Genomic DNA, 5,537 nt, shown 5'->3' on the forward strand with positions numbered 1-5,537 from the left:
ACCATGCCGCTTGTACTTCTGGATGTGCGTTATTCCAAGCCACATAAGACCCAGCTTGCAAATCGTATGCTATCAAAGATGCAAGCGTTGAGTTATTTTCCTTCTGGTTATTTAGACGAGCAAATTCCATTGCGTTAAGGCCTTTAGCATATGCATCACGCATACCTAAAATTAATTCGCCTATATCCGTGATATCGCTACGGAGATTAGGATCGTTTTTATTATTCATAATATTCTCAATTAATTTAGCAAATCCCAGCTAAGAGGGGTCCCGTCCTCAACACTTTGATTGATTACCATTCCTAATACTTGGTCTAAAAATTTTATGGGTAGCCCTAAACCGGGTCTAATGGCGCGTAAATTCTCTTTAGTTAGTCTATCGCCACGTTTAATTGCTTTGACAATGTACAAGGACCTACGAAACTGCAGCGATTTTTTCTCCGATTCGGTGGGCCCGTACTTAATATTGCCTAATGCTTGCCATGCTCGTTCTGTTTCTGTCACAAGTTGTGTTATTTCAGAGGGTTCCATAGAGAAGGTGCTGTCAACGCCACCATCGACTCGATTCAAAGTGAAGTGCTTTTCGATAACAGTTGCCCCTAATGCAACGCTAGCTAGTGAAACACCAACCCCCATCGTGTGGTCCGATAGACCGACTTGGCAATTAAACATTTCCCTCATATGTGGAATCGTATTTATATTTGTGTTCTCAGGTGTAGCGGGGTAAGTGCTGGTACACTTCAGTAAGATTAGGTCTTTACATCCTGCTTCTCTAGCAGCGCACACAGTCTCATCCAACTCAGCAAGCGAGGCCATGCCAGTGGAAATGATCAAAGGCTTGCCTGTCGAAGCAACGCGGCGGATTAAAGGAAGGTCGGTATTCTCAAATGACGCTATTTTGTAACAAGGCACATTCAATGACTCAAGGTAGTCCACGGCAGTATGATCAAATGGTGAACTGAAAGCGATAATTCCAAGCTCTGCAGCTTTATCAAAAATTGGTTTGTGCCACTCCCAAGGGGTATATGCCTCGCCATACAGCTTATACAATGACGTGCCAAACCAGGGACTTTTTGGATCGCTGATATGAAACTCACGTTCATCTTTATCCAAAGTCATCGTATCAGGAGTATAGGTTTGTATTTTAAGCGCATGCGCTCCAGATTTTGCAGCTGCTTCTACAATTTCAAGTGCACGTGAGAGCGACTGATTATGGTTGCCTGACATTTCTGCAATTATGAATGGCGGATGATTCAAACCAATCTTTCTAGTTCCTATCTTGATTGTAGTGGGGCTCACAATTTCATCCTCTTAAAATATGTACTTGATGCATGGGTGTATCCATTATTGGTAAAAAAATGCTTAGATCTGCCGTTAGTTGCTATAACTTCAGCATCAATTTGATCTATCTCAGGGTGTCTGCTCTTTAACCAGTTCTCCGCTGTTTTCAGTAGATTCGAACCCATACCAGCATTTTGCATTTCTGGAACCAGATAAATAGAAATCTCGGCTCTGCATCCATCAAAATCAAAACGAATAACACCTACATCTTTTTTGTTTAACCGCCCAATCAATAATTTGGCATTTTTTTTAGATAATAATCCTTTGAACCACTTTTTATGCTCTTGCCATTCAATAGGTGATGAATTTCTGGAAACCTCACGGATTGATGAATGATTTCTCCATTCATAGACTGATTGCATATCTTTCTGCTCCGCTTCTTCCAGGACAATCCCAAGTGGGCACATGATACTGGCAACGCGACCAGCTCCTTTTGCATCGACAAGCTGCATACCCAAGCTCGAAAGATTTTTACGCAGCAATGGATTTCCCACTAAGGCCATAAAATGCAGTTTAATTTCATCAAAAAGTTTGGAATTTATCTCTGGCGCATAAATAACACCCGCCTGCGCAGCATCATTTGTTGGTTTTTTTTGATTATTAGCTACAGAAAAAGTAATTGTAGGTAATCCTAGAGCACATCTTTCCCAAATGGTTGAGCCACCGGCGCCAATAGCTATATCAGCATTGGCAATTAATGTAGCCATGTTGTCCGTTTGTACGTGACAACAATAACCCAGCTTGCTGCACTCTTCGATAATTTTGCTTTTATTTGGATGCTGACTACCAATCACCACATCGACTTCAAAGACAGGATTAGAAATCGTAGCTAAAGCTGAAATTGCGATAGAAGTGTAGTCTTCTGCATCTATCCCACCAAAGAATATCAATACCCGTTCAACCTTATCACTTCTCTTTTGCAAATTACTTCGTGCTTCTTGAAACTGCTTTCGGAGAAGTGCGTATCTTGGGCCGAGTAAAACTCGGCAACTTCCAAGGATTTTACCTTCGTAACGTTGATTCATATCGCTATAGAGATTTTGATCAAGCAACAAATCGCAGTCATGAGTTCGATCAGCCAGATCGTCAATCACCATAATTTTTTCTGTGCTACTTCGAAGTTCACTTTCCCATCTATAATCCAAAGCATAGTGGTCAACTATAATCCAGTTCCACTTTTCGCCCGATAACACAGAAGAGGTAGCTTTTGCGTCTTCATGCTGAGAACCGCCTAGCCAAGAAGCATGTGTTATTTCATCAACTTCCAAAGGTTTGCTTTTATAATCCAGCCTTCTAAACTCAAACCCTTTTTCTTCAAGCATGTCTGTATAAGTTTCAGAAATATGGTGAGAAATGAACACTACAAAGGCTCCCTGCACCTTTAAATGTTCAGCCAGGGTTAGGCAACGCATAAAATGTCCCGAGCCCATATTGAATGAGACATCGACGCGTATGGCGATTTTCATTATTGGATATTACCGATATAGTTTCGACGCACTTGAATTCCGGCAGCTTGCATCGCCAACTTCGCGCCTGCGGGAGTTTGTTCAGTAAAATGGAATATACTTGCTGCAGCTACTGCAGAAGCACCAGCTTTCTCCACAACATCAATCATATGCTGATAATTACCCGCTCCCCCAGAGGCAATTACCGGAACATCTACTGCTCGTGTAACCGATTCAACCAAAGCTAAGTCGTATCCCATCATAGTTCCGTCTCGGTCAATTGAGGTCAGAAGAATTTCACCGGCACCTCGATCAGCTAATTCTTTAGCCCAATTGACAACATCTTTGCCTATATTTATCGATGCGGAATGACTGAAGCATCCGTAATTTCCATTATCAAGTTTACGTGCATCAATGCTGGCTACAATACATTGTGAACCAAACCGAGCAGCAGCGGCATCAATAAGGGCCGGATCAGAATAAGCTACTGAGTTAATAGCAATCTTGTCTGCGCCAGCGTGGAGGAGTAAAAGCATTTGTTCCAAATTTTTAACGCCACCACCAACTGTAAAAGGGATTGCACACTCTTCTGAAAAATCACTTACTGAAATATGATCTGGTGCATCACCTGTTTGTGAGGCGGTAATGTCAACTAAAATTAATTCATCTACATCACGTGCGTTGTAAACTTTAACTGCAGGCAAAACTGGCCCAACTCGTCTCCAACTATCAAATCCAACACCTTTGACGAGACCGAAGTCCTTCCATAATAAAGTAGGGATCACTCTTACTTTTAACATGGCATAAAATTCATGAAATTTTTCAAAAGTTGCCTTCCAGCCTTTGAACTTTTTTCAGGATGAAATTGGCAACCAAAAATGTGATTGTTTCGAACAACAGCAGTTATATTTGTTCCATAGGTTGCGGTTGCAATTATGTTTTCCTGTGAATCTGGGACGAAAGCATAGCTATGCACAAAATAAAAATCAGATGAATCAGGGATAAAGGTAAATAAATCATCTTGAGATAGATAATGAACTTCATTCCATCCCACATGTGGGATGCGTAAATCACAACCTAGCTGATCCAGCCGCATCACTTTACCGGGAATTAAGTTAAGACCCTTGGTTACCCCACCTTCTTCACCACTGGTGGCAAGCATTTGCATACCCAAACAAATTCCTAGTAATGGCTTTTGTTGGAGGATAACCAAATCATGTAAAGCATCGACCCAGCCATCCTCTACTAAACGTGTCATACCTTCAGAAAAAGCTCCCACACCGGGCAGTATTATTCTATTAGCTTCGTATAAAGAAGTTGGATGATCGGCAACAAACACCTTAGCTCCAAGGTCTTCAAATGCTCTACGGACCGAGCTTAAATTACACATGCCGTAATTTATAATAGCTATTTTCATTGATTATCGTAATTTAGCTTTTCAAGATTTCCGTCTTTATCTTTGATTAGAGCACCTGAGGCATCTCGCTTGAAGATTTTCTTGTTCGTGAAACGATCACAGATCTTGATAAACTCATCTACAGTCATATCCATTGGCATGAGGATTTCCTCTAAAGGTTTTCCCAAGTATGTCCATGGAAATTTACCATCTCGAGCTTTCACAATCTCCATGGCATCCTGTCGAGTAATACGATCACGTCGAACATGTAAACATGCGATATCCGTTGCTCGCGAAAATCCAAACTTTAGAAATTTGAAATAATCGTGAATGCCAGTTTGATGATTATCAAGATTTTCATAATTCACCATTGATCCTTCTACAGTCTCTTCAAATGAGGTAAAACCGTTGGCCTGAGCAATTAGTGCGTTAGATAAGCCATCCCAAGGAAGGTAATGCCCTAAAAATAGTCCAGTCACCCCTACTCGCTGCAACTCTTCATCATTCGGGTATTGATATGGCAGCAAATGTTTAGGCTCTATACCGTAGCTCTCTGTAAGGTCTGAAACTCTAAGTCCTAATAAGCCACCAAACTCTTCGAGCCAGCGACGAGTTAAAATATTGTTTTCCGAGGCAGATGCGGGGCCACCGTATTCGTTTTGTGAGTTTTCACCCCACACAATTAAGGGCACATTATATTGAACGGCTGCACGCACCGGGATAGTAAAAATCCCAACATGCTCTGGCCATGAAATGTCACCGACTTCTGTCAATCCAATACGATTTAACTTAGCCCTAATGATAGGGTTAGGTGAAAATTCTACATAGTCGACTCCAAGTCGCTTAATGTTCTCTATGTTTTTTCGACCAAGCGCGCTGAGATCGCAAGTAGTTGATGTAACACATAGTGGATTCAAACCAAGTTGCAGCATACGAATAACTTGATAAGTGCTATCTTTTCCGCCGCTTACAGGAACGATGCAATCCCAATGAGTTCCATTTCTACGATATTTTTCCAAGAGTCCTAGCAATTCTTGCTTACGCTGGTCCCAATCAACCTCTTTCCTTTTTTCATACGCACGACAAGCGTTACAGACACCTTCAGAATCAAGATGAAGATCTGGTTTGGTATGTGGCATGACACAATGAACACAGTATTTGAGCATTTATGACCTCTTTTCCATCAAAAACCAAGTAATGTCGTCCTGCGGAAAAGCCGGATCACGTCTATATGAAAACCCGTAATCAATCAAAACCAAATCAGAATATTTTTCCATTAATTCACCAGCGAAGTCGCGTTTAAACAACTTATCTGAGTGGCCACGATAATTGATCGCAACAGGAGATGGATTGTA

At 41.4% G+C, this 5,537-nt stretch carries 6 protein-coding genes and 1 pseudogene; all 7 read right to left on the reverse strand.

The window, feature by feature from the left end; all coding sequences use genetic code 11:
• A partial coding sequence (locus A9E74_RS13240) for a hypothetical protein (protein WP_218104326.1) occupies window positions 1-229 on the reverse strand: 229 nt, incomplete at its 3' end.
• An 11-nt stretch (window positions 230-240) separates the two neighbouring features.
• Window positions 241-1,299: a pseudaminic acid synthase gene (gene pseI / locus A9E74_RS13245; protein ID WP_245652175.1), complete on the reverse strand. Its 1,059-nt coding sequence runs from the start codon at window positions 1,297-1,299 to the stop codon at window positions 241-243.
• The gene (gene pseG / locus A9E74_RS13250; RefSeq protein WP_069297075.1) at window positions 1,296-2,807 is read right to left on the reverse strand and encodes a UDP-2,4-diacetamido-2,4,6-trideoxy-beta-L-altropyranose hydrolase; all 1,512 of its coding nucleotides are present in this window, start codon (window positions 2,805-2,807) and stop codon (window positions 1,296-1,298) included. Before pseG ends, pseI begins: the two co-directional genes overlap by 4 nt.
• Window positions 2,807-3,586 carry an imidazole glycerol phosphate synthase subunit HisF gene (hisF, locus tag A9E74_RS13255; RefSeq protein ID WP_069297076.1) on the reverse strand — a complete coding sequence of 260 codons (780 nt, stop codon included), beginning with the start codon at window positions 3,584-3,586 and terminating at the stop codon, window positions 2,807-2,809. The genes pseG and hisF overlap by 1 nt, the downstream gene beginning before the upstream one ends.
• Window positions 3,580-4,203, reverse strand: coding sequence for an imidazole glycerol phosphate synthase subunit HisH (hisH, locus tag A9E74_RS13260; RefSeq protein ID WP_069297077.1), 624 nt, complete (start codon window positions 4,201-4,203; stop codon window positions 3,580-3,582). Before hisH ends, hisF begins: the two co-directional genes overlap by 7 nt.
• Window positions 4,200-5,348 carry an N-acetyl sugar amidotransferase gene (locus tag A9E74_RS13265; protein ID WP_084003098.1) on the reverse strand — a complete coding sequence of 383 codons (1,149 nt, stop codon included), beginning with the start codon at window positions 5,346-5,348 and terminating at the stop codon, window positions 4,200-4,202. The genes hisH and A9E74_RS13265 overlap by 4 nt, the downstream gene beginning before the upstream one ends.
• Window positions 5,349-5,537, reverse strand: a pseudogene (locus A9E74_RS14555) (pseudaminic acid biosynthesis-associated methylase); the annotation flags it as partial.

The sequence above is a fragment of the Methylophaga muralis genome (genome assembly GCF_001720165.1).
GTDB classification, from domain to species: domain Bacteria; phylum Pseudomonadota; class Gammaproteobacteria; order Nitrosococcales; family Methylophagaceae; genus Methylophaga; species Methylophaga muralis.

What these genes read in the sequence shown, in the direction of transcription:
- pseG (WP_069297075.1), bottom strand. Translation starts at nt 2,807, where the DNA reads ATGAAAATCGCCATACGCGTCGATGTCTCATTCAATATGGGCTCGGGA.
- hisF (WP_069297076.1), bottom strand. Translation starts at nt 3,586, where the DNA reads ATGTTAAAAGTAAGAGTGATCCCTACTTTATTATGGAAGGACTTCGGT.
- hisH (WP_069297077.1), bottom strand. Translation starts at nt 4,203, where the DNA reads ATGAAAATAGCTATTATAAATTACGGCATGTGTAATTTAAGCTCGGTC.
- A9E74_RS13265 (WP_084003098.1), bottom strand. Translation starts at nt 5,348, where the DNA reads ATGCTCAAATACTGTGTTCATTGTGTCATGCCACATACCAAACCAGAT.